The organism is Spartinivicinus marinus (genome assembly GCF_026309355.1).
Lineage (GTDB): Bacteria > Pseudomonadota > Gammaproteobacteria > Pseudomonadales > Zooshikellaceae > Spartinivicinus > Spartinivicinus marinus.
This window is the reverse complement of sequence record NZ_JAPJZK010000001.1, coordinates 170,237-196,234: the sequence shown is the minus strand read 5'-3', so window position 1 is coordinate 196,234 and position 25,998 is coordinate 170,237. Positions and strand designations below refer to the sequence as shown.

Annotated in this window: 30 protein-coding genes; 28 read left to right on the top strand and 2 right to left on the bottom strand. The window is 40.6% G+C overall.

All coding sequences use genetic code 11. The features are described 5' to 3' along the window. Window positions 1–595: 595 nt before the first annotated feature. The 25 genes from OQE68_RS00905 (at window position 596) to OQE68_RS00785 (ending at window position 22,212) form a co-directional block, all read left to right on the top strand. Window positions 596–3,313, top strand: a complete 2,718-nt coding sequence (locus tag OQE68_RS00905) for a DNA-directed RNA polymerase (RefSeq protein WP_180570729.1) — start codon at window positions 596–598, stop codon at window positions 3,311–3,313. A 277-nt stretch (window positions 3,314–3,590) separates the two neighbouring features. Then, on the top strand, window positions 3,591–4,319 hold the full coding sequence (locus OQE68_RS00900; protein WP_180570728.1) for a phage antirepressor KilAC domain-containing protein: 729 nt from the start codon (window positions 3,591–3,593) through the stop codon (window positions 4,317–4,319). A 608-nt stretch (window positions 4,320–4,927) separates the two neighbouring features. Continuing rightward, window positions 4,928–5,548: a hypothetical protein gene (locus OQE68_RS00895; RefSeq protein ID WP_180570727.1), complete on the top strand. Its 621-nt coding sequence runs from the start codon at window positions 4,928–4,930 to the stop codon at window positions 5,546–5,548. Next, window positions 5,548–5,907: a RusA family crossover junction endodeoxyribonuclease gene (locus tag OQE68_RS00890; protein ID WP_266195429.1), complete on the top strand. Its 360-nt coding sequence runs from the start codon at window positions 5,548–5,550 to the stop codon at window positions 5,905–5,907. Before OQE68_RS00895 ends, OQE68_RS00890 begins: the two co-directional genes overlap by 1 nt. Beyond that, window positions 5,888–6,169 carry a helix-turn-helix domain-containing protein gene (locus tag OQE68_RS00885; protein ID WP_266195428.1) on the top strand — a complete coding sequence of 94 codons (282 nt, stop codon included), beginning with the start codon at window positions 5,888–5,890 and terminating at the stop codon, window positions 6,167–6,169. Before OQE68_RS00890 ends, OQE68_RS00885 begins: the two co-directional genes overlap by 20 nt. Window positions 6,170–6,311: 142 nt before the next feature. After that, window positions 6,312–7,799 carry a toprim domain-containing protein gene (locus tag OQE68_RS00880; RefSeq protein WP_266195427.1) on the top strand — a complete coding sequence of 496 codons (1,488 nt, stop codon included), beginning with the start codon at window positions 6,312–6,314 and terminating at the stop codon, window positions 7,797–7,799. 3 nt (window positions 7,800–7,802) lie between these two features. After that, window positions 7,803–8,510, top strand: coding sequence for a phage antirepressor KilAC domain-containing protein (locus OQE68_RS00875; protein WP_180571883.1), 708 nt, complete (start codon window positions 7,803–7,805; stop codon window positions 8,508–8,510). A 10-nt stretch (window positions 8,511–8,520) separates the two neighbouring features. Then, entirely contained in the window at window positions 8,521–8,901 is a 381-nt protein-coding gene (locus tag OQE68_RS00870) for a hypothetical protein (RefSeq protein WP_180571884.1), read from the top strand. 12 nt (window positions 8,902–8,913) lie between these two features. Continuing rightward, entirely contained in the window at window positions 8,914–9,456 is a 543-nt protein-coding gene (locus tag OQE68_RS00865; RefSeq protein ID WP_180571885.1) for a Gabija anti-defense Gad2 family protein, read from the top strand. Window positions 9,457–9,466: 10 nt separating this feature from the next. Continuing rightward, window positions 9,467–11,344, top strand: coding sequence for a DNA polymerase (locus OQE68_RS00860; RefSeq protein WP_266195426.1), 1,878 nt, complete (start codon window positions 9,467–9,469; stop codon window positions 11,342–11,344). 277 nt (window positions 11,345–11,621) lie between these two features. Continuing rightward, complete coding sequence (locus OQE68_RS00855) at window positions 11,622–12,050, top strand: cell wall hydrolase (protein ID WP_266195425.1); 429 nt, start codon at window positions 11,622–11,624, stop codon at window positions 12,048–12,050. A gap of 178 nt (window positions 12,051–12,228) precedes the next feature. After that, window positions 12,229–12,480, top strand: a complete 252-nt coding sequence (locus OQE68_RS00850; RefSeq protein ID WP_180571940.1) for a hypothetical protein — start codon at window positions 12,229–12,231, stop codon at window positions 12,478–12,480. A gap of 116 nt (window positions 12,481–12,596) precedes the next feature. After that, window positions 12,597–12,791, top strand: coding sequence for a hypothetical protein (locus tag OQE68_RS00845; protein WP_180571941.1), 195 nt, complete (start codon window positions 12,597–12,599; stop codon window positions 12,789–12,791). Beyond that, on the top strand, window positions 12,772–12,963 hold the full coding sequence (locus OQE68_RS00840; RefSeq protein WP_180571942.1) for a hypothetical protein: 192 nt from the start codon (window positions 12,772–12,774) through the stop codon (window positions 12,961–12,963). The genes OQE68_RS00845 and OQE68_RS00840 overlap by 20 nt, the downstream gene beginning before the upstream one ends. Before the next feature lie 22 nt (window positions 12,964–12,985). Beyond that, window positions 12,986–13,180, top strand: coding sequence for a hypothetical protein (locus OQE68_RS00835; protein ID WP_180571943.1), 195 nt, complete (start codon window positions 12,986–12,988; stop codon window positions 13,178–13,180). Between the two features lie 184 nt (window positions 13,181–13,364). Further along, window positions 13,365–14,204: a hypothetical protein gene (locus OQE68_RS00830; RefSeq protein WP_266195424.1), complete on the top strand. Its 840-nt coding sequence runs from the start codon at window positions 13,365–13,367 to the stop codon at window positions 14,202–14,204. Between the two features lie 70 nt (window positions 14,205–14,274). After that, a complete protein-coding gene (locus OQE68_RS00825; RefSeq protein ID WP_266195423.1) occupies window positions 14,275–14,772 on the top strand; it encodes a DUF3310 domain-containing protein in 498 nt (165 codons plus the stop codon). 150 nt (window positions 14,773–14,922) lie between these two features. Continuing rightward, window positions 14,923–15,060: a hypothetical protein gene (locus OQE68_RS00820; RefSeq protein WP_180572059.1), complete on the top strand. Its 138-nt coding sequence runs from the start codon at window positions 14,923–14,925 to the stop codon at window positions 15,058–15,060. Further along, the gene (locus OQE68_RS00815; RefSeq protein WP_180572060.1) at window positions 15,060–15,245 is read left to right on the top strand and encodes a hypothetical protein; all 186 of its coding nucleotides are present in this window, start codon (window positions 15,060–15,062) and stop codon (window positions 15,243–15,245) included. Before OQE68_RS00820 ends, OQE68_RS00815 begins: the two co-directional genes overlap by 1 nt. After that, window positions 15,245–15,478, top strand: a complete 234-nt coding sequence (locus tag OQE68_RS00810; RefSeq protein ID WP_266195422.1) for a hypothetical protein — start codon at window positions 15,245–15,247, stop codon at window positions 15,476–15,478. The genes OQE68_RS00815 and OQE68_RS00810 overlap by 1 nt, the downstream gene beginning before the upstream one ends. Window positions 15,479–15,481: 3 nt before the next feature. Continuing rightward, window positions 15,482–17,026, top strand: a complete 1,545-nt coding sequence (locus tag OQE68_RS00805; RefSeq protein WP_266195421.1) for a portal protein — start codon at window positions 15,482–15,484, stop codon at window positions 17,024–17,026. 3 nt (window positions 17,027–17,029) lie between these two features. Further along, complete coding sequence (locus tag OQE68_RS00800) at window positions 17,030–17,713, top strand: capsid assembly protein (RefSeq protein WP_180571853.1); 684 nt, start codon at window positions 17,030–17,032, stop codon at window positions 17,711–17,713. A gap of 84 nt (window positions 17,714–17,797) precedes the next feature. Beyond that, a complete protein-coding gene (locus OQE68_RS00795; protein ID WP_180571852.1) occupies window positions 17,798–18,823 on the top strand; it encodes a major capsid protein in 1,026 nt (341 codons plus the stop codon). A gap of 60 nt (window positions 18,824–18,883) precedes the next feature. Further along, window positions 18,884–19,447 carry a phage tail tubular protein A gene (locus OQE68_RS00790; RefSeq protein ID WP_266195420.1) on the top strand — a complete coding sequence of 188 codons (564 nt, stop codon included), beginning with the start codon at window positions 18,884–18,886 and terminating at the stop codon, window positions 19,445–19,447. Further along, entirely contained in the window at window positions 19,447–22,212 is a 2,766-nt protein-coding gene (locus tag OQE68_RS00785; protein ID WP_266195419.1) for a phage nozzle protein, read from the top strand. The genes OQE68_RS00790 and OQE68_RS00785 overlap by 1 nt, the downstream gene beginning before the upstream one ends. A 4-nt stretch (window positions 22,213–22,216) precedes the next feature. Here the strand turns inward: OQE68_RS00785 and OQE68_RS00780 are convergent, their stop codons facing one another. Continuing rightward, a complete protein-coding gene (locus OQE68_RS00780; RefSeq protein WP_180571605.1) occupies window positions 22,217–22,540 on the bottom strand; it encodes an STAS domain-containing protein in 324 nt (107 codons plus the stop codon). Window positions 22,541–22,618: 78 nt separating this feature from the next. Between OQE68_RS00780 and OQE68_RS00775 the strand changes: the two genes are divergently transcribed. Beyond that, a complete protein-coding gene (locus OQE68_RS00775) occupies window positions 22,619–23,086 on the top strand; it encodes a hypothetical protein (RefSeq protein ID WP_180571604.1) in 468 nt (155 codons plus the stop codon). A 4-nt stretch (window positions 23,087–23,090) separates the two neighbouring features. Here OQE68_RS00775 and OQE68_RS00770 read toward each other — a convergent pair whose 3' ends face one another. Beyond that, the gene (locus OQE68_RS00770) at window positions 23,091–23,483 is read right to left on the bottom strand and encodes a hypothetical protein (protein WP_180571603.1); all 393 of its coding nucleotides are present in this window, start codon (window positions 23,481–23,483) and stop codon (window positions 23,091–23,093) included. Window positions 23,484–23,509: 26 nt separating this feature from the next. Between OQE68_RS00770 and OQE68_RS00765 the strand changes: the two genes are divergently transcribed. Next, window positions 23,510–24,055 carry a virion core protein, T7 gp14 family gene (locus OQE68_RS00765; protein ID WP_180571602.1) on the top strand — a complete coding sequence of 182 codons (546 nt, stop codon included), beginning with the start codon at window positions 23,510–23,512 and terminating at the stop codon, window positions 24,053–24,055. Then, window positions 24,056–25,990 (top strand): hypothetical protein, encoded by a 1,935-nt coding sequence (locus tag OQE68_RS00760; RefSeq protein WP_180571601.1) that lies wholly within the window; start codon window positions 24,056–24,058, stop codon window positions 25,988–25,990. It begins immediately after the preceding gene. Window positions 25,991–25,998: the final 8 nt, after the last annotated feature.

Below are 25,998 nucleotides of genomic sequence, written 5' to 3'. Positions count from 1 at the left end.
ACCAGTAAGACAAAATATAAACACTCAATTAAAATAGCTGTTACATTGGTCATAGTTGAAGCTTTTATGTATCAATCCTACAGCAGTACAGATAAGTTAACATAAGGAGGTATGCATCCAGAAAGGAGATATGAATTTAACCACGTTCAACACATTTAAAATAATATAAAACACCCCTTAACCGGGACTAAATAAAAATAAACAACAAAAGTGTATCAGTGGCCGCCAAAAGCACCCACAAGACCGATAACAATAAACTACAGATAGTGTCTACTACGCCTGTTTCCTACAGTCTTTCTTAAATACCACACCTTTCGACCAATGGGTCACAAATAAAACCTAAATCTATCTTGCAATATGTTTACAAATATATTTCTAATGCATTAATGTATTAGTTCCAAATTTACATATATCAAGTAAGAGGAGGTATAAGCTATGCCATAAGAACAGCAATAGCAGTGCATAACAAAATATAAAAGTAAACCCAAGGGCTACCTTAACGCAGCTCTAGGGGATTCTTTTGCCTAAATAATTTCAATAGTGAAACAAAGTCAATTAACTGCAAATAGTGCAAAATAAGAAGGAATAAAGAAAAATGAAAACATACGCTAACCTTAAGCGCAGTGCAGGTACTGAGGAAGACCAAGTTAAACTTGAGGCATCTATGGCCGAGGCAGGCCGTGACCGCTTCAGAAAGCAAATATTAAAAGCCATGGAAAAAGAGGAAGAAGCAGATACAACATATGGCAGACGCCTTGTGTCTTCTGAAACAGATGACCTAGCAGATGCCCTAGACGCTTGGAAAGAAAAAGCAGAGAAGGCAGCTGGTAGACAACATACAGCTTTGCGCTTTTTTAATCTTCTTGATAGCCGCACAATCGCTTACATCAGCTTAAAGATTCTCTTAAACGGGATTACAAGAGAGCAAAAGTTAACCAAAACAGCTAAGGCCATTGGTAAAGCAGTTAACATGGAAGTCGAAATGCGTAACCTGAAAGAAGAGGATGTACGCCTTTATCGTGGTGTCCTCCGCTCAGCCGATAAGAAAAGCCAGTATCACCGGAAGGTGGCTACAGCCCGTTTTATTGTGAGTGAGGATGGCGCTAGCTTGCACCAGTGGACAGAACAAGAATGCTTCCTTGTTGGTAAAGTGCTAATTGAGCTGATTGTCGAAAGTTTATGGTTAATACAAGTTGAGCTAGTAACGCGCAAAGATTCGCGTGAATATGTCTTATCACCAACAAGAAAGTGCTTAGACTGGATACGCAATTCAAACGCACTACACAACAAGTTTGCTGCTATTTATGAGCCAATGGTGGTCCCGCCTTTTCCTTGGCAAGACCCTTTTACTGGAGGATATTTAACTAATCAAGTAGCACCTATCACCTTGGTTAAAACTCGAAGCAAGTCATACCTGAAAAAACTGGAAAATCAAAAAATGCCCTTAGTTTATAAGGCTCTAAATAAAATTCAAGCGACACCATGGCGCATTAATTTACCACTGCTTGATTTACTTTTAACACTAGCAGAAACCGATAGCGAATTAGGAGGTTTACCAAGAGCAACTGATTTACCCTTGCCTGAAAAACCTAATGACATTGATATAAATGAAGATGCTAAAAAAGAGTGGAAAATGACTAAGGCTGATGTCATGAAGCATAATATTAGAATGGATTCAAAGCGCATCTCCTTAGCCATGACTTTAAAAACAGCAGAAAAATATGCTCGATTTGAGAAAATATATTTTCCTTATCAATTAGATTTTCGTGGTCGTGTTTATCCCGTAACAAATGGCTCCTTGTCCCCTCAAGGTGCTGATTATGTCAAAGCCTTACTCCAGTTTGCAGAAGGTGAAAAATTAGGGACACAAGAAGCGGCGGATTGGCTAGCGGTACACATAGCTAATTTGTGGGGTGTTGATAAGGTGTCCTTTGAAGAGCGTATAGAATGGACAAAGGAAAACTCAGACATGATTTGTCGTATAGCTGAGAACCCCTATGATAATCGCCAGTGGACAGAAGCAGATAAGCCTTTTCAGGCTATTGCAGCAGCCCTTGAGTGGAAAGGCTATATTGATAACGGGTTAGAACATGTTTCACGCATAGCTGTAGCTCTTGATGGTTCTTGCTCTGGTCTACAACATTTAGGCATGGCCTTACGTTGTGAAGAAACTGGAGCAGCTGTTAATTTAATTCCTTCAGATAAACCACAAGATATTTATCAGCGTGTAATTGATAAGGTTTATCCAGTACTTGAAGCTATTGTAGGTAAAGGTTGGCAGGACTTAAGTTTACAAGGTATTGAGAAAAGGGCTGAGGAAAAAATTGAAGAGATTTATATTAAAAGAAAAAATAGGACAAAAATAAAAGTAGCATTTTCTGAGTGGAAAGAAGAAGTTAAAAAAGATAAAAGAAAAAAAGACGGTACCCCAGTAAAAAGGTCAGCAGCTGAACAGGAGGCGCACGATTTATACCATAAAATAATGAGCACATATGCTTGGTTATCTTACGGCTACGATAAAGAAAAAGGCTGCATGAGCCGTAAAATTGCTAAAAGAAATGTAATGACTTTCCCTTATGGCAGTAAAGAGTATGGTTTCAAAGAACAGCTTATGGAGGACATAATTAAACCAGCAAAGCTTGAGGGAAGGCATTATGGCAATGGTATAGGGATAAGTGCGCCTGAATGGTTCCAATTATGGAATAGAACTGGGTATGGTTTTATGTCAGCTTCGCAAATGGCATCATTAATGTATGATGGTGTGATTCAAACTGTTGTTAAAGCGGCTGAAGGTATGCAGTGGCTGCAAGACGTAGCTAAAGTTGTTGTGAAAAATGGCGAGGCTTTAACTTGGACAACTCCGCTTGGCTTTCCTGTTCAGCAGAATTATTGGAAAGACCAAAGTAAAAGAGTGCGTACAAGTTTTCTTGGTAATACGAGAGCTGAATTTAGTATCAAAGTTGCTACAGCAAATGTCGATAAAGCCAAACAAGCTTCTGCTGTAGCTCCAAACTTCGTTCACTCACTTGACGCTACTCATCTAATGCTCGTTGTCGCTAATTCAGATGAAATAAATAATTGGGCCTTGGTTCATGACTCTTTTGGCACACTACCCAGTAGAACAGGAGACCTATTCAAAAGCATTCGGTATGCATTTTATGAGCTATATACAGAGCATGATGTATTTAGCCAGTTTAGGGACCAGGCAGAGCAACAAGCGCTACCAAAGGATAGAAATAAAATACCACCAGTCCCGTTCTTTGGTAGCCTGGAGCCTTCTTTAATCTTGGATTCACAGTATAGTTTTGCCTAATTGGTTCCATTTTTGTATCTAAGTTTAAAGCCCTAGTTAACGCTGGGGCTTCTTCATCTATATGCTAAGCAAAAATGGAGTGCGAAAGTTAAAAATGCGAATCGCTACAGGCCCCGTCATCCGTGGCTTTGAGTTACCACGCAACTTAGACAATTTTAAAATTCACCTTTCTGACTAAAAAACAATCAATGAAATTAACCTAAAGATTAACTTTAAGATACCTATAGCCAACTAAAGATAACTCTCATTATCTCCTTAACTGAAAGGACCTCAATCAATGAATAATATTAATTCTTCATCTCTAACAACTACAGCATCTATCATCATAGAGAACGTAAATATTCGCCAAGATTCACAAGGCAGATTTTGTCTTAATGATTTGCATAAGGCTGCTGGTGGTTTGAAGAAAAGTCAGCCTAGTGACTTTTTAAGACTTACTACTACACAAGCATTAGTGGCTGAGATTTCCACTCCGGGAATTCCCGGACTGCAAGAAAATCAAGCACTTAGCGTAATTAACGGAGGTCCGGACAGAGGAACCTATGTTTGCAAGGAACTTGTCTACGCTTACGGCATGTGGATTAGTCCAGCGTTTCACCTAAAAGTAATCCGTACCTTTGATGACCTAGTAACTGGTCGATTAAAAGTACAGCAGGAGGAAAGTAACCTTTTATCTCGTGCCCTAATTATTGCTGATAAAAGATTAAATGAGTTGTTGCCCAAAGCCGCCTTCGTAGACAACTACATAGAAGCTAACGGCACCCTTGGCCTACGTGAAGCTGCCAAAACGCTAAACATAAAGCCCAACTACTTTACCCAGAAGCTACGCGAAGAACGCATCCTCTACTACAACGTGAAAAAGCAGAACGTAGCTACACAAGCCTATATGGACCGTGGTTACTTCGTCGTTAAGACAGCGTTAAACAGTGCTAATGAAATGGTTTACCAGAGCACCCGCGTCACACCTCGTGGCATGGAGTGGTTAGCTAAACGCTTCGCTGCTTAAGCTCTTCTTGTCGTGATTTAGTAATAGTGGAGTTGAACTCAATAGATTCAACTTTCCTGAAAAATACGTACTGAGAAAAGCCGAGGAGTAACCAAAAAAAAGAGGTGTCATAGAAGTTAAAAATATTATGTATGAATTCAGGTATTATGTTTTGAAAAAAAGGTAAATGAAAATCTACCCAGTGCCCTATATCTATAAAAACAATGACTTTCAATGAAAGAAGCATTACCCCCAAAAGAAAGCAACAAGTACTGTTTAGTATCAGTATTATTAGTACAAGGTTAAGTAACTTTTCTTTCATATTCATAAAATTCTAACAACCTACCTCATTGTAGTATAACTCATGAGCTTTACGCAGACATTTAGACTTGATACTCCATCGAAACTTTATGTATGAGCTATCCAAGCATTAAATACTTTCCCTTAAATTAAAATCAAAAGGATTTCCCCATGACTAATTTGACACGCGCCTATCTTCACTTCTGGGACCACGGCAAGATACTACCTTTAGACCTTGCAGCTCGCCTAATAGAAGATGGGTATAACGTAGAAGCCCTTGAACAGAAAGAAGTAAACAACGAGAAACAACGGAGAAACAAAAAGCACTAATGGCAAAAGAAAATTTTATTACTCCTCGCGGTACCCTTGGCCCTTACCCTCATTTAAATACAGCAGACACCAAATTTGATGCTGATGGTGTATACGACGCAAAGCTTATTTTGTCTCATGAAGATGCACAGCCTCTCATTAATGAAATAGACAAACGCTTTGATGCATACTACCAAGAGCAGTGTAAAAAGCTGAAAAAGAAAAAGCTGAAAAAATCTGATTTGCCTTATGAAGAGGATGAAGACGAAGGCACAGTAACTTTTAAGTTTAAAATGAAGGCAAAAATTAAAAAGAAAGATGGCACCGAGTATGCCAGGCGTCCCGCTTTATATGACACCAAGAATAATATAATTCCTGAAGATAAAGTCTTGGGTCAAGGTAGTGAGGTCCGTATTTCTACTGTCTTCTACACTTGGTATACCCCCTCAATAGGTGTAGGGCTCACGCTACAACCACAAGCAGTCCGTGTGTATAAATACGAGGAACCAAACTTCACAGCGTCAGCATCTTCTTATGGTTTTGATGATGAGGAAGAAGGCTTTACCTTAGATGATGAAGCCCCATTTGATGCAGAGGAAGAAGAAGCAGAAACTGACGAGGAGGACGACGGCGACTTTTAGTGAAGCAACCTATCACAGTTAAAACTAAACCCCTCTCAGTCAATGAAGCCTTCCTTGGCCGCAAGGTAAAAAGCAAGAAATATCGTGATTACGAAGAAATATTAATAAGCACCTTACCTGACGTATCCGTACCTGAAGGTAAATTAACGCTAAAACTTCTTGTTTCTTACAGTAATAGTAGAGCTGACATTGATAATGCCCTTAAGCCCTTCATTGATGTTCTCCAAAAAAGATATGACTTTAATGATAATAAACTTTATCGCTTAGTTATCGAAAAGAACATCGTAAAGAAGGGCGAAGAATTTCTTAAATTCCAATTGATACCGTATGAGAAACAAAATGGCAAAGAAGAAAACTAAGAAACCCCAGCGCCAAATAGTCACTGAGCACATTTTAAAATATGGCCACATTACCCGCAACGAAGCTATTGGCATGTACGGCATTACCCGTCTAGCTGCTGTGGTCCACGATATGACAAAGAATTATGACGTGCCTATCATTGCTAAGCAGGAGGACACTGATTATTCCTACTCTTTCCGCTGGGACTTTTTAGACAAGGTTAGAGATATTAAGCACGCACGCGATTTAATGCATAAGCATGACTTCGCATTTATCCACTAGGGTTGTAAGCCGCGAGCCATGTCCCAGGTGTGGCTCACAGGATAATGTTGCAGTTTATGATGATGGACACGCCAATTGTTATACCCCTAACTGCAACTATTTTCTTAAAGCCAATGGAGAGGAAGGAGGGAGTAAAAAATCAGTGTCACACTCTTTAATTGAGGGTAATTATAAAGAACTAGTTAAACGCAAAATTAGTGAGGAAACATGCCGTAAATTAGGCTATAAAATAGGCCGCTTTAAAGATAAATCCGTTCACATTGCTAATTACGCTTGCCCTAAAACACGAGTCGTACAAGCCCAGAAAATACGCTTTCCTGATAAAACTTTTACAATACTTGGAAATACCCGAAAGCTTCCCTTTTTCGGCTGGCACACTTGGCGTAACGGTGGGCGCAAGCTTGTAATAACTGAAGGTGAAATAGACGCTCTCTCAGTCTCTGAGGTCCAAAATAATAAATATCCTGTTGTGTCCTTACCGAACGGAGCCTCTTCTGTTAAGCAAACCTTCATTGATAACAAGGCTTATCTCGATGGCTTCGAAGAAATTATTATCATGTTTGATAATGACGAGGCGGGCCAGATAGCAACAGAAGAAGCTTGTCGTTTACTTGGTGCTAAAGCTCGTGTTGCCTCTCTCCCATTTAAAGATGCCAATGAAGCGCTTGTGGCAGGGCGTAGTGATTTAATTATACCTGCCATTTGGGACGCAAAGCCTTATAAACCCGCTTGTATATTCACTGGTGAGGAAGTCTTAGCAACAGCTTATCAAGAGCCTGAAATGGGCTTGTCCTGGCCATTCCCCACGTTAACCCAGGCAACCTACGGTAAAAGACCAAATGAAATGTACGCCATCGGCTCAGGCACAGGTTGCGGTAAAACAGATTTATTAAAGGAGGATATTGCCCACAATATTAGGGTCCATAACGAAAAGTGCATGACCTTTTTTCTTGAAGAACCTAATTTACAGCTAACGTTAGACACTATCGCTGGCAAGGTGGACTCAAAGTTATACCACGTTCCTGGTGCTGAGTATGACAAGGAACAGTTTAAAAAGACCAGGGAAAAAGTAGCCAAAAATTTATTAATGTATTCTGTGGATGGCAATACCGAGCCTGAAGATATTCTTCAATATATCCGGTTAGGCGTTGAAGGTTACGGAGCACGTCATGTCTACCTAGACCACATCACCTACATTATGGATGCAGTAGGAGAAGGCCAAGGACTTGAGGTCTTAAAAAGCTTTATGCGTGGCCTGAATGATTTGAATAAAGAGCTGCCCTTTACCCTTTATTACGTTTCGCACCTACGAAAAAAAGACGGTAAAAAGAGCCATGAAGAAGGCGGCCGCGTTACCCTTGACGACTTTGCGGGAGGAAAAGCTAATGTTCAATATGCCAATTTCACCTTTGCCCTTGAACGAGACCAACAAGCGGAGGAAAACGAAGAAAAAAATAAAACTGTATTTAGGATACTTAAGGACAGATATACCGGCCAGTCCACGGGAACCACAATACAGCTGCTGTATGACCCCGCCACTGGAAGGAAGCAGGAATATAACCCCTTCGATGCTGTAGACGAGCAAGACCGAGAAAATAAAACAGAGCCAGAACAGAAAGAGGATTTTTAATTAGTGCAAATAATTCCATTTCAATTTAATACCTCATCAATCCGTGTCATTGATAAAGACGGTGAACCTTGGTTTGTGGCTAAGGATGTTGCAGTTTTACTAGGATATAAAGAGCCACGGAAAGCTGTTTTAAGACATTGTCTTGGGGGGATGAAACGCCCCCTACCTACAACGGCAGGCATTAGAGAGTTAGTAATCATTCCAGAACGCGATGTTTATCGACTCATCATGCGCTCAAAGCTGCCTGAAGCCCAACAGTTTGAAGATTGGGTTGTTGGTGAAGTTCTCCCCAGTATTAGGAAAACAGGCAATTATGGCTTATCAAAAATTGACTGGGGCAACACAAGCCAAGTTGCTGGTCTCTTAGCGCAATCAATAGAGCGTGTTCAGGAACAAGATAAACAAATTGCCGAGTTAAAGCCTAAAGCTAACTTTCATGACCGCGTAGCAGTCCTTGACGAATCTACCAGCGTCGAAAAAGCAGCAAAAATAATTGGCACAGGTCGTAATCGTTTAATGGCATTCTTACGTAGAAATGAGTGGGTCACAATGCGCAACGTGCCTTATCAAGCAAAAATAAATCAGGGCCTAATGGATGTAAAAATTAATCCTTGGACAGATAATTATGGAAGATTGCATGAAAATATTACGCCTCTCGTGACAGCTAAAGGTTTAGTTAAGCTTCAAAAAATGTGGGATAACGAATATTAAGGACTTCTAAATGGATATACCGCCAGTATTCAGGGCTACTGAGGAAGAGATGAAACATTTTGCACATGTTCATCTATTAAATCATCTAGGTTACTCGATGCGTTTATTGGAAACTCTTCCAGTAGGCGGACCTCTAACTACTGAAGATACTCCTACTGAGTTAACCTTGGTAGTTGCAGACCTTTTAAAATTTCATTCCTATATTCCAAGTAACGTATATAAAGAAATACCTAAGTACGCGTATGCAGTAAGGAATTTTCGTAGGGCACTGTCTGATAATAAAAAAGAAATAGAAGAAGCCTTTCAAAAAGTTTTAGATACAGCTAAAAGTGTTAAAAATCTAATTCTTGATGAACTCATTGCTATAGCAAAAAAACAATACGAAAAATGAAAGGACTTCTAAATGAAACTTAAGCCTATACCGCTTCCGTGGTCCACTTTAATTAATGATTTAAGTGCAGCTAAAGGAACTAAGGCAGTCTACTTAGCAGGAGGTGCACCACGAGATTACCTATTAAATAGGCGCATTAAAGATATAGACCTTTTTGTTTACACCGATAATTACTTAAATATTCGTGACTGCTTAGAGGGGCTTGGGTCCACCTTAGTACGTTCTGTTGGCAGTCCTGACGGTTTTTACGAAGGCTTAGCGCATGAACGTGGTATCCAAGCGATTGACTATTTTGATGGGTGTGGCGAAGAGATACAAATTATCTACCTAGCATATGACATGCCCCTTGTAGAGCTGCTAGAAGGTATGGACTTTGGGCTTTGCCAAGTAGGGACTGACGGTAAAAGCTGGACATTTACGGAAGCCTTTATTAAAGACTTGGAAAACCAGACCTTAACGCATTACCGCTACTTTGAAGCTGAAAAGCGGATGAAGGAAAGGTACGCCCGGCTTAGTAAAAAGTATCCAAACATGAAATTAAAATTCGCTTATTAAGAGGAGGTAAATGTCTGCAATTGAATTTGATATAGAAACTAACGGCCTTCTTGATGTCCTCTCAAAAATCCACTGCATTTGCACCTACGATAAAGTAAACGATATAAAAGAAAGCTTCCGCCCTAATGAAATTATGGATGCTATTTTATACCTTGAAGACGCCGACGAGCTTATAGCACACAACGGATTTGGGTTCGATTATGTAGCAATTAAGAAGCTGTACCCTCGCTGGAAACCTCGTGGCGTATTGCGTGATTCCCTGGCAGAAAGCCGCCTCATCTACTCAAACCTGAAGGACATAGATTTTGAGAAAGGACGGAAAAAGAAGTATGCCTTACCAGGAAAACTGTACGGCTCTCATTCTCTCAAGGCTTGGGGTTACCGTTTGGGCGTGCTTAAGGGCTCCTTTGCCGAAAGCACAGATTGGCAACACTTTTCTGAGGAAATGCTCTCTTATTGTGAGCAGGACGTGGAGGTCACTAGAAAGCTTGTAGCCCTGCTAGAAAGCAAAAATTATTCGCCTATGGCATTGGACCACGAGAACCGTATTTCTGCTCTCATGGCACTACAGGAGCGCAACGGTTTTGCTTTTAATAGGTCTGCTGCAATTAAGCTTTATCAAAAACTCGCACAGAAAAGGGCTGTAATTAAGGAGGATTTAATTATTTCCTTTGGCTGGTGGAATAAAAAGAAGGATGTCAAAAAGCCTAAAAAATCGCTGAATTATAAGGACCCTAAAAGAGCAAGCGTTGTTGAAGGAGCAACTTATACAACCTTTGAGCGCATCACCTTTAATCCTGCTAGTCGTGCTCATATAGCCTTGAGACTTAAACAGCTTTACGGCTGGGAACCAAAAGAATTCACGGATAAAGGCCAACCGAAAATAGATGAATCTGTTTTAGGTCGCTTAAATAATCCTCATGCTAAAGCCTTATGTGAATATTTATTGGTTAATAAACGTATAGGCCAATTAGCAGAAGGTGATAACGCGTGGCTTCGCCTGGAGAAAAACGGTTTTATTCACGGTTACGTCAATCCCAACGGAGCAGCCACAGGACGTGCTACCCATGCTTTTCCCAACGTTGCCCAGGTGCCAAGTACAAGGGCTGAGTATGGGACAGAGTGCCGTTCCCTCTTTACTGTGCCTGAAGACTGGTGTCTTCTAGGTAGTGATGCTGATGGCTTAGAACTTCGCGGTTTAGCGCATTACATGGCTCGTTATGACAAGGGCCGCTACGTTAAAGAAATTCTATCAGGTGATATTCACTGGGCAAATGTAATTGCGCTTGGGCTTGTGCCTAAAGGTACACAACGAGATAAGCATAACTCAGAGCATAATTATGTAAGGGATGAAATAGCCAAGCGGTTTATCTACGCTTTCCTGTACGGTGCTGGGGACCAGAAAATAGGTGAAATAATTAAAACCAATGCTTCACCAGAAATGCAAAGAAAAATAGGAGCAAAATATAAAAAGCGTTTCTTAAATAACTTGCCTGCTCTTAAATACTTGCTTGATACCGTAAAGGCAACTGTTAAAAAGCGTGGTTATCTCATTGGCTTAGATGGAAGACATATACACTGTTCATCACAACACGCAGCTCTAAACTACTTACTCCAAGGTGCCGGTGCTCTTATCTGTAAACGTTGGTTACTTGAGATAGAGGACTTGTGCCAAGCTAACGGTTTAACTCACGGCTGGCATGGTGACTACGCCTTCTGTGCGTGGGTTCATGACGAGGTTCAGATAGCTTGTCGTACTGAAGAAATAGCAAAGCAGATAGGTGCTTATTGTGAGCAAGCAATGGAAAAAGTAACGGAAATATTTAGCTTTAGGTGTCCATTAAAAGCCAGTTATGACTTAGGGTTAACTTGGGCGGATACACATTAATTTATCTTATATGATGAACCCAACATAAATGCCGTATGCTCCACCGAAAAAAAATAGCCCTACAAAGAAATAAAAAAACAAAGGATTATCATTTTTTGTAAACTGGCGGTCAATATCACTAAACAACCTGACTTTTATCTCGCCTTTTCTAAATGAATAGACTGCATATCCCATAGTCAGAATACTTATAATAATTACAGCAATTTGCAGTATATTCATAGTAGCTTGTATAAATAAGTGTAGCTTTTATTTATCAAGAATAGCATACAAGGAGACAATGCACTTAACACTATTCTCACTTCTCTTTTTACTAACCGCCTGCACCACAAACCCACCACCTACTGAAGAATTAAAGTGCCTAGCCCTCAACATTTATCACGAAGCCCGTGGTGAGGGCTTAATGGGCATGTTGGCAGTAGGTGAAGTCACTATAAACCGTGTGTATGATAAGAAGTGGCCTAACTCTATATGCTCAGTGGTCTATCAGGACAAGCAGTTCTCATGGACTCACGACCAGCTAACAGACAGCATGGAGGAAGAGGAAGCTAAGCACCTATCACAACTAGTAGCCAAGCTAATTCTTTCAGGGGTGAAGCTAAATTTAACCAAGGGAGCAACACATTATCATGCAAATTACGTAAGGCCCTACTGGGCTGAATCTTTAATCAGGACCACAACAATTAATAATCACATTTTTTATAAATAAGCATAAGAAACCTTAATGAACTTAATCTTCAGTCTTATCACAACTCTTTTTGTTCTATGGGCTTTAACAATTCCGCCTGATGTTGTCCTGACGCGAGATAAAAGGGTGAGTGGGGCCTAAATAAGTACACTATGGAGCATCATTGCGAAAACTATATAAATAATAAGGAGAATAAATAATGCCGACTCGTGAAGGTATCCAAAAGCACTGGGAAGTAATCGAAGCATTTAAAAACGGGAAAGAAATAGAGTCATATTGTAGACGGGAAAAGGAATGGCTTGACGAGGATTTTCCTACCTTTAACTATTCAGAAGAATTTAGGATAAAGCCTGAAGAAGTATACAAGGTGGATGATTTTGTAAGAGTTACATTTCCCGGTTTACCTGCCGAACTAGCAATAGTGGCCAATGTAGCCCGCGATACTTACTGACTAATCAGTATAAGAAACGGACAGTGTTGGGCTGAGCCTAAAGTATTTAAAGGGGAAAGGACTAAAATACCCAAATCAATATTAGATAAGGATGGAGATTTAGACCTAGAAAAAGTATGAATGACGTTCTCTGCAATCAATTAGAAGTAGGCGATAAAGTCCTTTACTCCACTATAGGCTCATACCTTCTCCCTGGTCTCGTAGAAAAGCAAGATGAATATTTAAAAGACTATTTATGGGTTGATGGCTGCCGTTGTTACTACAAGACTGTTATTAAATTGGAAAATAATTATGGAAAACAAGCCGGTTAAGCATTTCGGTGGTGACCTAAATATTACTGTAGGTGAATTTAAACAATTCCTTGAAGAAAGTAATGTGCCTAATGAAACACAAATGCATGTCGGTGGTGCTGATTTTGGTTTACTCATGCTAAAGCGTGGCTTCTACGATGAGGTTATGGATTGCTTGGCTTTTACAATTTAAATAGAAAATAACAAGGGTAAAAATGACTAAATATTTACGCAATAACTCTCGGATTACTGTAGGTGAACTAAAAGACTTTCTTGAAAAAAATAAAGTGCCTGATTATGCGCTGCTACAAATAGAAGACAGTCAGAAGCCATATTGTGGCTCAGGGCGATTAAACGCAACTAACGCTTTCTACGACACAGAAGAAACAGCCTTAGCTTTTGAATTTTAATGAGAGGAAAAATAAATGATTGAATTGACAACAAAGGATGTAATTACCGTTGGTGACCTCAAGCAATTTATAATAGAGAACGAAATACCTAACGACACCATGTTATACAGCAAGGACTTTGAAAAGCTTGCTTCATGTGTAACAGATAAACTTTATTATGACGTTACAGATAGGAGCTTAACATTTGAGTTCTAAAAAAGTAGGACTCCTCGACACAGATATACTTTGTTTTCAGGCTTCCTCAGCCGCTCAGACAGCTATCAATTGGGGCAACGATTGGTGGACTTATCATGCGGACTTCAACACTGTTCGGTCCATATTTGAAGGTAAAGTAGATTACATTATCAAGGCTTGCCAAGTAGACGAAGTAATTATGTGCCTAACGGACGCAGAAAACTTTCGTAAATCTATTTATCCAGAATATAAAAGTAACCGAAAAGAAGTACAAAAGCCGTGTGCTTATGCTGGTATCGTTGAGTACGTTAAAGATAATTACGAAACCTTCCAGCGGCCAACGCTAGAAGCTGATGATGTAATGGGCATTTTGGCAACGTGGCCTAAGTACAAGCCTGGAGCATCTAAAGTTATTGTGTCCGAGGATAAGGATATGCGTACCATAGGTGGCGTATATCTATTTAATCCCAACAGAGACCTTGAACCAACCTTTAATAGTGAAGAAGACGCAGAGCTGTACTTTATGCAACAGGTGCTCACAGGAGACGTAGCCGACGGTTACCCAGGCTGCCCAGGCGTTGGTGAGGGACTAGCAAAAGAGCTGCTTAAAGGTGGCTTAAAGTTTGAGCCTTACGAGCACACATTTAAATCAGGTCTACGCAAGGGGACCACAGAAATAAGGTGGCAAAAAGTTCCTTCTATCTCTCTCTGGGAAACTGTTGTGTCTTGCTACGAAAAAGCTGGATTAAGTGAGGAGGCCGCCTTAATTCAAGCCCGGTGTGCTCGGATACTAAGAGCATGTGATTATAATTTTAAAAATAAGGAAGTAAAACTATGGAATTATTCTTAATTGATTTTTGTGTGACATTTATTACTGGCGGTATTATTTATTTAATTGCAACTCAGGAGAAGAAAGAAGCTTGAACTTTAATATTGGCGATGTCGTTGCACCAAAAGATTCATATTTTGATAACGCTTATCGGGAAGGTATAACACCAAGCTTGCACCGTAACCGTGTTTATAAGGTGGCTGATACTTCTCCGCGCGCCGTCCATTTAGAAGGTGAAGGTATATATTTCTCTGGTCACTTTGAAACGATAAGCGAAAATACTTCAAGTGAAGCTACTGTGGAAAAAGCTATTCAATATAAGTTTAATGAACCTGATTACTTCAAAGAACTAGAGCAATACGTCGACAGTACCTACAGCCAGCACTATGCATCAAAAGGCGTACAAACAGCAGAACTTATTTTCGCAGATGCCCAACGTGGTCTACATTACACATTAAGTAACATTGTGAAGTACGCTGACCGCTTTGGGAAAAAGGACGGTAAGAATAGACAGGACTTACTGAAGATAGCTCACTACACCATACATGCCCTTCATTGCTTAGATAAACTGGAGGATAACAATGGCTAAGAAGAAAAAGAAAGACAAAGAACCCAAAATAACAGCACTGGATTACCTAACGTTAATTTCTGAGACTCTACGAATACAAGACACAATGGAACTTAAACGGTTTCTTGAAGACGGCTCAGTGGAAACTTTCATCGTGAGGAGAGCTGATTAATGAAAAAAGCTATTGAAACAGTTATTAACTACTTCCTTGCAAGAGAAGAAGATAAAACTATTTTTACTTACACCCTACCTAATGGGCGTAAAGCATACTTAACCTGCATTCTAGTCGTTGACGAAAAGGCTGATTAATGGACGAAATAGACCTAATTAAGCATAAAGAATTAATTCACTTCTTAGATAAAGAGTTTAAATTCAACACACCACAGCCTAGCGATAGTATTGCAGACATTATGTATGCCGCTGGTGCTAGACATACAATAGATGCACTTGTATTCGGACTTAAAGACCAAGAGGAGGGAGCTTACCAGAAGTAATGTGTTCATCAAGACGCCCCAAAATCCCCCAGCAACCACCACCTACACCGCCGCCTCCACCTCCCCCAGAACCCGCTCCAGCTCCCGCTCAGATAGCTACACCCGACAAGGGTAGCGCTCAGAGTCCATCAGCTAAAAAAGCGAAAAAGAAAAGTGGACGGTCATCATTACGAATTAATCGGGCGACTCGCGTAGGTGGCTCTGGTGCTGGCTTAAATATTAATGCAGGTTAGCCCTTGGAGTTAAATAAAAGTACAGCTAAAGGAAGATACGAAAAATTAAAAACAGAGCGAGGTCCCTTTCTCGAAAGAGCACGTAAATGTGCAGAGCTAACCATTCCAACCTTAGTTCCCCCGGAGGGAGCCACAGGTCACACAAATTACGCAACGCCTTATCAGTCAATTGGCGCTCGTGCGCTTAACTATTTAGCTGCTCGTTTCCTGTTAACCTTGCTGCCACCTAATGCTCCCTTTTTTAGATTAAAAGTAGATGACGAAGTAATGAAAGAGGTAAACGCAGGAGACAAAGGCAAAGTTGAGCAGGCACTTTCAGCGATTGAAAGACAGGTGATGGACGAAATAGAGCAAATGGCTTTACGTGTCGCCTGCTATGAAGCCCTTAAACACTTAGTTGGCACAGGGAATGCTTTGCTCTATATGGACCCAAAAGATAATAAGACGCGTGTCTTTCACCTATCATCTTATGTTATCTCGCGGGACCCACTAGGCAATGTGCTTGAAATAATTACGCACGAAACCCTGAGCCCTTCTGTGCTGCCAGAAAAAGTCCTGATGTATCTGGCAGAAGGCAATGCAGATAAAAAGGAGGAGTTGTCAAACCAGAAAACACTTAACTTATATCGTCATATTAAACGAGTAAAAAATCAGTGGGTGTCGTATGAAGAAATTAACGGAAAAGAACTACCTAATACAAGAGCTATATTCCCGCTTGATGGTTCCCCTTGGCTACCTTTACGCTTTACCACAGTTGATGGAGAGTCTTATGGTCGCTCTTATGCTGAGCAGTACTACGGTGATTTACATAGCTTAGAAAAGTTAAGCAAAGCTATTGTAGAGGGCTCTGTTGCGGCTTCTAAAGTTCTTCTTTTTGTGCGTCCTGATGCAGTTACCAAGCGTAAAGATATACAGGAAGCCCCCAACGGAGAAACAGTAAGAGGTGACGTTAACGATGTTGGTGTCCTGCAATTAAATAAGTTTGCTGATTTTCGTGTTGCTTCTGACACAGTGCAGCAGTTAACCCAGCGCATAGCAGCAGCTTTCCTAATGAATAGCAGTGTGCAGCGAGACGCTGAACGGGTAACTGCTGAAGAAATCCGCTTTATGGCTCAAGAATTAGAAACGGCGCTAGGTGGTGTCTATTCGATATTAAGCCAGGAATTCCAATTACCTATCGTTAAAATAATTCTTAAACGGTTACAACGGAAAGACAAAATACCTCCGCTTTTTGACAAGGTGCGTCCATTTGTAACGACAGGTATTGAAGCGTTAGGTCGTGGTCAAGACTTAGATAAATTAACCACATTCTTGCGTTATCTTGAAGTTTTAGGACAAGAAACCATAGCGCGTGAATTAAATCTTAACGATTACATGGCACGTCTTGCGGCATCCATAGGCATAGACACAAAAGGCTTAATTAAGAGTGCAGACCAGAAAGCAGAAGAAGCTAAGCAACAGCAAGAGGCAATGAGCCAACAAATGATGCAGCAGGCGGCACTTAATGCTGCTGGTCCTGTAGCAAATAATTTAACTAAAGGAGAATAATATTTGGACGTAAACGAACAAGAAAATAAAACACAGGAACAAGAAACAGAAGTAACCGAAACACAGCCGCAAGAAAGTCAACAAGATATACCACAAGACCCGCCTCAAGCTGAACCTGAAGCAAAACCCGAAGACCAACCAAAAGCTGACGTTGACGAGGAGCAAGTTAAAAACCTCGTTGAACAGGCTGGTCTTGATTTTAATGTATTTCAAAGTGAATACGAGGCTGGTGGTAAATTATCTGATGAAAGCTACCAAAAGCTAGAGGCTGCTGGTTTTCCTCCAGAAATTGTTGATGCTCATATAGAGGGCTTGCGTGCTACTGAAGAATTACAAATGCAGGCTTTATATAACACAGTTGGAGGTGAAGAAAATTTAAACCAGCTTTTATCCTGGGCTGGTCAACACTTGAAAGAAGAGGACATTAATTCCTTTAATGAAATAGCAGCTAATGGAGACATGAGCCAACTCTCGTTAGCTTTAAATGGCCTCAAGGCACAATACGAATCACAAAATGGTTCAATGCAAATAACGTCGTATAGCGGGACACAGCCTCAAGTCACTACTGATATTTTCCATTCACAAGATGATGTCCAAGAGGCAATGTCAGACCCACGCTACGGCGTTAATGAGACTTACACAAAAGAAGTTGAAGCAAAAATGATGCGAACAATAAACGCACGTTAATCCCGCCCTTCTTTATTTTACCCTTCCTAAACAATCTTCGGTGTTGCCATTCGAGCGACACCACCTTTTCCGCAATGGAGCAAAATGACAACAAATTCAAACTTTCCTTTAGCACAAACAGTTTCTTTCACTGGACAACAAAATAAATCAGGCGATAAACGAGAGCTGTTTGAAGAACTTTTTGCTGGTGAAGTAATAAAAACCTTCAAAAAGAAAAATATCATGATGGACAAGCACAAGGTCAAAACAATTAAAGGTGGCCGGTCTTGGTCCTTCCCCTTAGTAGGCACTACTGGTGCTAAGTACCACGTCCCAGGGCACGAGATTCAAGCAGACTCAATTGCTCACGCTAAACGTACAGTTACAATCGATGAGCTGCTAATAAGTCCAGTCTTTATTGATAACTTAGACGAGGCAATGAATCATTATGATGTACGAGCTACTTACTCTTCAGAGTGTGCTCACGCCTTAGCTAATGCAGCTGACCAAAATATTTTACGAATGGCGTGTAAAGCAGCAGCAATCACAAATGAAGAACAATGTGTTGCTGCTGGCCTTACTCCTGTTGAAGGTGAAACATTTACAAATAATATTACCTTCGCAAAAGCAGGAGATGAAAAAGTGGGTTCAAAAATCTTTAACGCTTTAATGCAAGCAGCTGAAGAACGAGCATTAAAAGACGTTACAGAAGAAGCTTACTGTATTATGAATCCAACCACGTACTACGCACTGTTTAATGACACAGATATCTCTAAGCTAATCCATATTAATCGTGATGTAGGTGGAGAAGGCTCTGTAGCTAAAGGCCATGTGGCAGAGTTAGCAGGTTTTAAGTTGTACATGAGTAATAATCTGCCAAACACTAACGAGACAGCAGGCTTAGTAGGTACACCAGAGTCTCGCGTTCGTCCTGATGCATATCGTGGTGATTATTCAAAAGTCGCAGCTATTGTTATGTCACCAAGTGCTGTATGTACTGTGAAATTATTTGATTTACAGACAGATAGTGAGAAGCAGGTATCTCGGCGTGGCTGGTTCTTTGTCGCTGAGTACGCTATGGGTCATAACATCTTACGCCCAGCGTGTGCCATGACAATTTTGAAAAAATAAATACTAAATCGGGGGAGTACTTAGCTCCCCCTTTATTTACTTTTACTTCTTATTTATAACATGAGCATAATTGTTTTAAGCGCAGTAAATGAAATGCTGCAATCAATAGGCGAAAGCCCAGTCACTTCATTAGGCAGTGGCTTTCTTGAAGCAGCTACAGCACTCGACTTACTGGATAAACAAAATGAAAAGATACAGGCAATTGGCTATCCTTTCAATACTGAGAAGAATTTTAGATTAGCAAGAGATATCGACGGAATAATCCACTTACCTGACAACACCTTAAAAGTGTGTGGTCCTCTCATTGATAACGGTTATGTGAAACAAAGAGGACGCAAACTTTATAACAGCAAAGAACAGTCATTTACCTTTTCAGCAAGTGTCGTAGTTAACTTAGTCCTGAAGATTCCCTTTGATGAACTGACAGTCACAACGCGTAATTATATCACGCTTAAAGCTGCTCGAATTTTCCAAGACAGAATAATAGGTGCTAATGATTTACACGGCTACCAAAAGCAAGACGAGGAAGAAGCAAGAAGACTCTTCTTAGATGAAGTAGACACTGAAAAATACAACATATTCCACGGACCGATGAGGTATGACTTACAACGGGATTTATTTTAGTGCTAATTGAAAAACCAATACCTAACTTAATTAATGGAGTCTCGCAGCAACCGCCGGGAATCCGTTTGCCGACCCAATGTGAGGAACAGATAAATGGCCTATCTAGTGTAGTCTATGGGCTGCAAAAAAGACCACCAACGGAGCACTTAGCAAGAATATCTAGCTCTAGTTTTACCGGCTCTTTTATCCACACAATAAACAGAGATAAATGGGAAAAATATATTGCTGTCATTGCTAACGGTGATATTCGTGTTTTTGATTTAAACGGAAAAGAGCGGACAGTTAAAAAGCCAAGTGGCGTAACTTATTTAAAAGCACATGACCCAGCAACAGCCTTTTCAGCTGTCACAGTAGCCGACTACACCTTTATAGTTAACAAAGAGCGTATAGTCAGAAGTTATGACCCAACAAAGAATATAAAGCTCACGCCGGTTAACCAGCGATACCAAACAATAACAATTACGCCTATCGTGCCAGCTTACAAAGATGAGCTGTGGAAAAGGGAAAAATGGTTTCGTTGTTGGTCACTTTATAAATGTCGTGTAGGTGGCCGTACTTATTCTTACTCAGCCGAGAATGGTGGAGCTTCTGGTTTCGCCTCATACCTTGCAGCTAAGCTTAGAGATGACACAGGGCTTCACGTAGTTAATAACGGCCATGCTGTCGAAATACCTTTAAATAGCGGCCAGCAGCCGTTCCCAGTAGCCGACGAGAGTGCTACAAGTTACCTCACTTGGGATACCCGCACGTATTACAGAGATAAGCGGGAGGGCGTCGAGAGGATTACAGAGAAGACAAACCCAAGGTGTACTTATTCACGTATTAGCGGCATTGTCAGGAGCACGACAAGTACTCGCCTAATTGGGTATAGGAGTGAAGGAGGAGATATTCTTCCAGCGCCAACGCCTACAAATAAAATGGGTATTGTGCATGTTCGTGTGGGCGACTACGGGACAACATATAATGTTAATATTAATGGTGTTCTTCAAGGACAAGTTAAAACAAGCGATAAAAATAGAACGGAAATTTCTACTGTAGCGATTACTGAAGGACTGTATTCACAGTTAAGTAAAAAACTAAGTGCTTCTTTTACAGTGGCACAAAAAGATAATGTCATATCAATTACTGCAAAAAATGCTAACGCAGACTTTACGTTAACTTGTAGCGACAGTTTAGGTGATAAAGCTATTTTTGCTTGTAAAGGACGTGTCCAATCGTTTACCCATTTACCTGCTACATGTTTCCACGGCTTCACAATTAAAGTAGCTGGTGAAAATGGTATTGCTGATGATGATTATTATGTGCAGTATCAAGAAAATACTAAAGGAGAAAGAACGTCGGGCTCATGGGTTGAAGTAGCTAAGCCAGGATTAAATAGGCGACCTTCACCACAAACTATGCCTCACCGTTTAGTGTCCAATGCTGATGGCTCTTTTACTTTTGAAGCTATCGATTGGGACGCAAGAAAGGCTGGTGATGAGGATACAGCACCTGAACCATCCTTTATCAATAAACCCCTCAGTGACATTTTCTTTTTTAAAAATAGGCTTGGCTTACTCTCAGATGAAAATATTATCTTTAGTGAGCTTGGGTCCTATTATAATTTTTACCCGGCAACCGTGGTGCAAATGCTGGACACAAACCCCATAGATATTGCTGTAACCAATGACACAGTATCCTTATTACGTCATGCAGTCCCTTTTAATGAGACTCTTTTATTATTCTCAGATTTAACCCAATTTATTATTCGTGGGCAAGACCGATTAACAGCAGAAGAAGTTTCTGTCGATGTTACAACACGTTTTGAGTGTGAGCTTAAAGCTAAGCCTGTAGGAGCCGGAAAAAACGTTTATTTTTCAACAAGACGTGGTAATGCAGCAGGTATAAGGGAATATTACGTGGACCCTGAAAGTAAGGTTAATGACGCTGCTGATATAACTTCACATTGCCCGACGTATATTAAAGGCAGCGTAAGGCACCTGTCGGCTTCTTCAAATGAGGATATGCTACTCACAGTTACAGACCAGGACCCAAGCTCACTCTACGTATATAACTACTACTGGCAAGGGAACGAGAAATTACAAAGTAGCTGGTCCCGCTGGGAGGTAGACGGCGTTATTCTGGCAGCTTCTTTTATGGAGTCCAATATAGTGCTTGTGGTCGATAGAGCTGATGGCGTTTGCTTGGAGCGTATCACGTTAACCAAGGTCAATGAGCCAGAGTCTCGCTCGTTCCCAACAGAGATTAACTTAGACCGCCGCTGTTTTATTCCTAAAGGTGACAACAGGCCATATCAGGATAACAGGACACGAGCCGTAGATATTGAGGGCAACATTTATGAAGGCGACAGGTTAACTGCATTCTTTGCTGGTGGCGCTAAGCAGGACTGCTACATTGGCATACCTTACCGCTTTTATTATCTCTTTTCTGAGCAGGTAGCGACTGATGGAAATAAGGTGGCTATTTTAGAGGGCCGTTTGCAGCTTAAGCGCTTTACGGTGTCCTACGTTGACAGTGGGTTCTTTCAGGCATTCGTGGAGCCTGAAGCCAGACCAGAGCAAAGCTACACATTTACAGGTCGCCTTATTGGGTCCACTAGAAACCGTATTTCACGGGTGCCCATAGAAAGCGGCAAGTTCTCTTTTAATATCCAGTCTGAAGCAAGCAAGGTAAAAATAGCGCTTCACTCTGATTCACATTTACCACTCACATTTCAGGCGGCACAGTGGACAGCTCGATTTTACAAAAGGAATCAACGCATTTAATTAGCTAAACGTCTACAGCTTCCTTTATTTCAACATGCTTGCCTAAAAGAGCATTATTTATTAATTCCGTAACCTCTAGTTTAGGGCTAATGATTGTTAAGTGGCCGCAATGTTTTTTAACTATTGAGCTTATTACAGCTAAATCACCCATACCCATAGAGTCAATGTGCTCAATTCCTGACATATCTAAAATCACATTGGCATTATCCTGACTAATCCGTTTGCTTAACTTTTTGCTTAGACTGAATCTGTTTCCTGCAACTAAGTTCCCAGTTATACAAGCGATTAGTGTTTCTCCAATTACTCTGCAGTGAAATGTAAATGACATACGACTATACCTCTCCTGCAATTGTTGCAATATATCTATGCCATATGTGCAGCATATATATTAACTTAAACATAAAATATGAAAACTAGTAACTTTAAAAGACATTCTTCAATAAAAATCCGACAAGCGGATAAAAGTGATTGTTACTTACTGGCTACACGATTGAGACAACAAGATTTAGATGAGTTAGAAGCTCTTGGGGTTACGCCTTTGGATTCGCTATTACACGGCTTGCGTCATGGTGTCGAGTGTTATACTGCATGGGAGAATGATAGCCCCATTGCTATGTTTGGAATAAGCGAGCATGACGGTACAGCTGTACCTTGGCTTTTAGGAAGTACAGCATTAGAAAATAAAGGAAAAAACCTCTGTAAGCTTGGTAAAAAGTATATTCAGGACTGGTTAACTAAATATTATTACTTAGAAAATCATGTACACAAAGATAACTCTATAGCAATTAAGTGGCTAACGTATTTAGGTGCGGAGTTCGGTCCCAAAGCTTATTTAGCTAAAGATGCTTGGTTTTATCCTTTTTGTTTTTCGTAGTTTATTATTTTATTTTTGTTAACTTATACTTATGTAGATACTTACTATCTTGTATTTTTTGCTGTAATATTTCAGTTGCCCATCCGTAGTCAGAGTATAGGCTGATTACTTTATCTGTTACTGACGCTAATTTATCTTCAAGATTATCTATAGTGTTCACTACATCGTGTGGAGTCTCAAATTCAACTATAATAATGTCTCCTTTAGAATTACCTAGTAATTTATTTATTGTAGAGATGTTTTTTATAGCTCTATCTGAGAGCTTGTTTTTTACCTTCTCTGTGCTGCTCAATGAAGTTAATGAGCTAATGTCTATTTGCAATTTACCTAATAACTCTTTAATTAAACTTCTTGTCTCTACAGATAATTTGTTACTTATCTCATGCTCTTTAGTCATAAAAACTCACCATAATAAATTAACTTATGTGTCACCCAGCAATTCCCGCAGCAATCGCGGCTGTAACCTCTGCTTATAGTATACATGAGCAAGGCCAGCAAGCCGCTTTTCAAGATGCTCTCGCAGAGCACAACCAAAATAGGCAGAATAAAGCCTTATTAGAAGATTACAAAAATCAGAATTCGCAATTAAATATTCAAGAAGCCGAAGAAGACGATGCGGCTACCGAAGAAAAAATACGAATAAAACGTGAAACCCAGAAGCGTATCGCAGAAGCTCGCGTAAGCTCAGCGGAAGCTGGCGTTTCTGGTCTATCCATCGACTCCCTTGTTAGCGACATAATTAGAGGAGGTGCCAATAACGTTAGCACGATAGAAAGTAATTTAGAGTCATCCGCTTGGCAAAGACAAAGAGAACGACAGGCGCTGTGGAATAATGCCCGGTACGGCTTACGGTCACACGCCAGTTATAAGCCAAGTAAGATGGCTAAAAGTATTGGGTCTGCCTTGCAGATAAGTAGCGCTGCTATGGGTGCCTATTCTTCTGCTGGCGGCTCCTTTGGAGGAAGCTAAATGATAAGACAAAAAATAGATAGAGGTGGTCAATATAGACGACAGGTAAGCGCTAGGCCCACAACTTCCTTTGCCTCTGCTGCTCCCGTCACTGGTTCAATCGACCCACAAAGTAACGCGTTAATCCAAGGGTTAACTTCTTTTACGCAAAGCCTCGCAGGAGCCGTACGCCAACAGCAGCAAGCCACCTTTGAAACACAAGCCTTAACAGCTCAGGCAAATATGAGTGCTTATAAAAAAGAAGCTTCAGAGTACCTGGATAACACGCCTGATGGTGGCTTAGGTGATGCAGGGCAATATCAAGAAGAACTAGGCAAACTACATAAGAAGTACTTCAGCAGCATTATGCATGGTCGTTTAAAAGAGCGAATAAATACAGAAATAGACGCTTGGAATACAGGACACTTAGGTGCACTCCAGCAAAATGCAGCTGCTAAGCAACGCCTGGAGCTGGGCCAGAATGTCCTTGAAACAAAGGTAGAGGAATTAGGTGCTCTGCTTGATAAAGGTGAAATAAATCAAGACCAGTATAACCAAGAAATAGGTGCTGTATTTAAATACGCCCGTGAATCTGAAGCTATCGCAATGAGCGAGGAAGATGTAGGCCGCTTTGCGATTCAGTTGCAAGAATTAAATGGACGGAATCCAGCCTTAGCAAAGGCGCTGGAAAACTCGGAGCTACTCTCAGTTGGTCACAGGGCAACCCTGAAGAAACAAAGGGCTGAAGCTGAAGCTATGCAGCCAGCTGAACGACAGCTGAAGCAATTAGAAGTACAGCCTACAATTGAAAAGCTAATGTCTCAAAATCAGCTAACCCGCTCTTGGTTTAAGCCCTACGTTGCTAAAGGCATCTTCACGGCTGGCCAAGTGCAAACTTATTTAAATCAACAGAAAAAGCTACAAGAAGAAGCTGCAACTAATTTTAATTACCTCGCTATTTTTGGGTCTGAAAACGTTAAACATCTTCAGCCAAAAGACCAACAAAAGGCGCTGCAATTTAGCCGCCAGGAATATATAAAGCAATACGGGTCCAAGCATGGCCAAGACATTTTCGATGTAAAGTTACGGAAAAATGGCATTGTTTATAAGCCGTATCAGTCTACTTTGCGTGCTGGTCTTCCCTCATTAGGCGCTGTTATAACCTCTGAAAAAGACATACCGAAAAATACCGTGGAAGCGGTTAATCTTTATAAGCGGTTGGAAGCTATGGGTATGGTTGATATGTACCTATCCAATGAAGAGGCTACTGCTTATGCTGCTATTGATGCCTATGTGGAAACAGGCGATACAATGGAAGAAGCTTTAAATAAACATTTAGCTGTCGAGAATGACCCAAACACACAACATCTTGTGCCTACCTGGAATGAGTTAAACGATGTGGCAGCAGATATTAAGAGCGAGATGGCGCCTTATTGGGGGGATGCTCCTCCTATGTTGTCGGGTCTTGAAGCTTCTGCGAAGGCTATGTATACCAATTTAATTAAACGCAAAGTAGCGCCGGACAAAGCTAGAGAGCTTGTTGTTAATCGAACAAAAAATACCTATGACGTTATCGATGGCCAATTAATTAATAAGCGTTTATTGGGTTTTAATTATGATAAAGCAGATTTCACTGCACGTTTCCGTCATTTAATCGACCACTATAAAAAAGAAAATCCTGCTATTGATGCAGATGAAGAGTTAGCCCTTGAACCTATGGAAGGCGGCTTTTTCCGTTTGGTCGATAAAAAGTCTGGTTTCCTCTACTTCGATAATAACCACAAGGCTTACCGTTTCTCTTATCAGCAAATGATGGGGCAAGGTGACGACTCTGTTTCTCAACTAATGAAGCAGGATAAATTAAACCAATTAAGGGAGGCAATTAAAAATAACACACCTGAAGCAAGAGCAAGAAAGCTTAGTAATTACGGATACGTCCCCCAGCGAGACCGATAGCACTTTTC